Origin of the sequence: Legionella tunisiensis (genome assembly GCF_000308315.1) — a bacterium.
GTDB classification, from domain to species: Bacteria; Pseudomonadota; Gammaproteobacteria; order Legionellales; family Legionellaceae; genus Tatlockia; species Tatlockia tunisiensis.
In genome coordinates this window covers 1-3657 of sequence record NZ_CALJ01000103.1, presented here as the reverse complement: position 1 = coordinate 3657, position 3657 = coordinate 1, and the positions used below count along the sequence as shown (strand labels likewise).

Sequence of the window (3657 nt, the reverse complement as noted above, 5' to 3'; positions counted from 1 at the left end):
TCAACTTATTCATTCAGGAAGGTGAGATTTTTGGCATCATTGGCAAAAGTGGAGCTGGAAAATCCACGTTATTGCGCTCCATTAATTTACTGGAAAGACCGACTAGTGGAGAAGTCATTGTTGATAATGAAAATATTACTCACTTATCCGTCCAGAATTTACGTAAAGCCCGCCACAAAATGGCAATGATTTTCCAGCATTTTAATTTACTCAACTCCAAAACGGTTTATGACAATATTGCTCTTCCTATGCGTATCCAGGGAATAGCCGAATCCGCTATCCATGAAAAAATTCACGAACTATTGCCTCTTGTTGAGCTTGAGGAAAAAATACATCATTATCCAGGACAGCTTAGTGGAGGCCAAAAACAGCGCGTTGCCATTGCACGAGCCCTCAGCTGTTCACCTAAAATTCTTCTCTGTGATGAAGCAACATCGGCCTTAGATCCGGAAACAACCAATGCCATTCTTGAATTATTGAAGAAAATTAACAACTTGTACGGTATTACTATTGTATTAATTACCCATGAAATGGAAGTAGTAAAACGAATCTGCCATCGCCTCGCTGTCATGGAGGCAGGTGAGATTGTTGAAATAACCTCCTTAGCGAATGTATTCAGAAACGCAGCTAGCCAAGCGCGAAGCATGCTATATACCCAGCTAAGCCCACAACTACCAGCTTGCTTACAGACTTCATTATCCACCGTGGCCAATAATAAACCCTTATTACGCCTCTTTTTCCAGGGTGATAATGCAACTATCCCCTTTATTAGCAAAACCAGTCGGGAACTGAATTTAGATATTAATATCCTACTTGCTAATATTGATCGCTTTGATGAGGTTACCTGTGGCGTGCTGGTAGTCGAATTGGCGGCTAATCAAGCATTGCTGCAAAAATTTATCAAACGTTGCGAAGAATCTAATTTAACTGTGGAGATTTTAGGTTATGTCACCGACGATGCTTTATGATTTAATTGTAGCCAGTGGTGAAACGCTCTACATGGTGATTGCCAGCACTCTATTTGCCGTATTACTCGGTTTACCCTTAGGTACCCTTCTTTTCACCTCTGCAAAAATTAAACCTCATCCGGGTTTACACCGCTTCATTGCTGCAGTCATCAATATTAGCCGCTCTATTCCTTTTATTATTCTGCTTGTTGCACTGATTCCAATTACCCGTTTTATTGTAGGGACCTCGATTGGTCTGCATGCCGCCATGGTTCCGCTTACTCTTGGTGCCACTCCTTTTTTGCTCGTTTAGTAGATAACATCTATCAAAGTTTACCTAACGGTCTTATTGAAACTGGTTTTTCCATGGGAGCCAATACCTGGCAAATGATGCGTCACCTCTTATTTCCAGAAGCGTTCCCTGCGCTAATTCACGCAGTCACTATTACAGCGATTACCTTAGTAAATTACTCCGCCATGGCAGGTACAGTCGGTGGAGGCGGTTTAGGTGATTTGGCAATTCGTTATGGTTATCAACGGTTTAATGTTAGTGTAATGTTAGCAACCGTTTTATTTGGTATTAATCGTCCAATTACTCCAAATGGGTGGCGATCGATTAGCACGACGATTTTCGCACAATTAGGCAGAGACTGTCCCCAGATATTTAGTAGAAATTTAGGAGTCATCATGCGTTTTTTAGTATCTTAGTTTTATTAATCAGTTTAGTAGCATGCCATAAGCCCTCACCCAATACCCTAACCATTGGTACTATTGCGGGTCCAGAAACCGAACTGGTTGAAACAGCAAAAGAGGTTGCAGAGCACAAGTATGGCTTAACAATTAAAATTGTCGAATTTAACGACTACAATTTGCCCAATGAGGCCTTACAAGATGGTAGCCTTGATGCCAATGTTTACCAACATTTACCGTATTTACAAGCAGCTAACAAAGCCCATGGTTATGATCTGGAGGCAATAGGTAAAACCTTTGTTTACCCCACAGGAATTTATAGCAAAAAATCAAAAAACTAAGCCAAATGCCAGCTAAGGCTATCATTGCTATTCCTAACGATCCTAGCAATGAGGCACGGGCTTTATTATTACTGCAAAAAGCCGGTTTAATTACCTTGAAAAAACAGACTTGGCTAGCGTAGCTGATATTACCAACAATCCCAAACACCTTATCATTAAAGAATTGGATGCCGCTCAATTGCCACGTATTTTAGACGATGTGGATGCAGCAGTTATCAATACCACTTTTGCAATTCCAGCAGGCCTCAGCCCTTCCCGCGATGCAATCTATGTTGAAGGAAAAGATTCCCCCTATGCCAATTTGATTGTAATTCGCCGCGACACGCCTAAAAAGAATCAACTTGAGGAATTTGTTAAAGCAATGAACTCTAAAGAAGTAAAAGATAAAGCCCAAGAACTTTTTGGAGATGCAGCAATACCGGCCTGGTAACTACCCACATTTCGCGGAACCAGTTGCGCAGTGCTGGTTCCGCAGCTGCACATAAAAATCTTAAAACAAAAATAGGATGCCTTTACTCAGCGCTTCGTATATGTTAAGAAAAAGTTAAGAAGCATATACTTAATCATCCTTTAATTATTTAGGTGTTATACTTTTTTATCTGAACTACCTTGAAGAGATTTATTATGGCTAACCCTACAAACATCAAGACCAGAGGGCAAAGAATCAAGAATGAATTTACACTGGGAGCGATGAGCACTGAACAACAAGTTGCTTATTGGGATGAATACAGGAAAAGTGTGGGTATTGAGGGCGGTGTGACTTGCCGCACTACTATGGAGACTTATGCATCAAAAAGACTTAAGGAACTAAGCGATTTTGATAAAATAATGGGTTCCGATAAAAAACCAATTAAGGTCACAACACCAGATGGCAAATCAATTACTGAAAAATTTGGCTCAGACCCAGATCTTGTCAACGGTATAAAAGAAGTGTTTGCTGAAACACCAGCCACTCATAAAGCGATCGAGGATTTTACTAAAGATGTCACAAACTTACATACGTTAGTTACAGCAAATCCTCCCGAATTTAGTGCTGCCGGAATAGCCAATGTTTTGCAAGAAAAAAATCTGATGCATTGGCAGCGATCAAAGCTCAACAAGCGAAAGAGATTGAGCGGCTTAATGATAAATTTGCTCCTGCCACCCCCCCTGATCGTAATGAATTTCGCGAAAAATAAAAACTGCCATGGGGCCAAGTACCACCGAAGAACAGGTGGACAAAGTTAAAACCGATATGCTTGCCGCGATGAAAGCATCGCATAATTCGCAATTAAAACGAGCAGAATATGAGTTAAACAGTAGCGTTAAAAAATTTTATTCTGTTATGCAACAGGAATTTGATCGCATTGCATTACTCGGTGATCGCTATGAGCGTGATAGGATGATGAGAGCAGAAATTGATAAGATAGCCGCACAACGAGCAGCCAATGAACCAGGTCGAAGTACCTCTGTCTCGATCCAAGCAGATCAAGCAAACGCACTTCTGAGAGGAGTTAGAGTTCAAGACTTAGAGAAAATCAATACCTTAACTGGCAGGTCTCTCACTAAGAACTCTGATGGTTCTTATTCAATGAAACTATCTAAGGATTGGATCTTCTTTGATCGTAAAATCCGTGATCTATCAAAGAGTGTTGAAAGAGATTTAGCCAGCCTCGCGCACACTATCAAAGCGACCGGTG

General features: G+C 40.9%; 3 protein-coding genes and 2 pseudogenes. All 5 read left to right on the top strand.

Going from position 1 to position 3657, the window contains the following annotated elements; genetic code table 11:
* A partial coding sequence (locus BN58_RS07605) for an ATP-binding cassette domain-containing protein (protein ID WP_019216326.1) occupies positions 1 to 968 on the top strand: 968 nt, incomplete at its 5' end.
* Positions 946 to 1590: pseudogene (locus BN58_RS23140) on the top strand (methionine ABC transporter permease). The gene BN58_RS07605 and the pseudogene BN58_RS23140, both read left to right, overlap by 23 nt.
* Before the next feature lie 58 nt (positions 1591 to 1648).
* Positions 1649 to 2408: pseudogene (locus BN58_RS37635) on the top strand (MetQ/NlpA family ABC transporter substrate-binding protein).
* Between the two features lie 194 nt (positions 2409 to 2602).
* A complete protein-coding gene (locus tag BN58_RS07590) occupies positions 2603 to 3205 on the top strand; it encodes a hypothetical protein (protein ID WP_019216325.1) in 603 nt (200 codons plus the stop codon).
* On the top strand, positions 3192 to 3657 hold a 466-nt coding region (locus tag BN58_RS23125), incomplete at its 3' end, for a hypothetical protein (RefSeq protein ID WP_040916259.1). The genes BN58_RS07590 and BN58_RS23125, both read left to right, overlap by 14 nt.

Bases quoted from the DNA above. Each gene is read 5' to 3' on its own strand.
- BN58_RS07590 (WP_019216325.1), top strand. From the start codon at position 2,603: ATGGCTAACCCTACAAACATCAAGACCAGAGGGCAAAGAATCAAGAAT.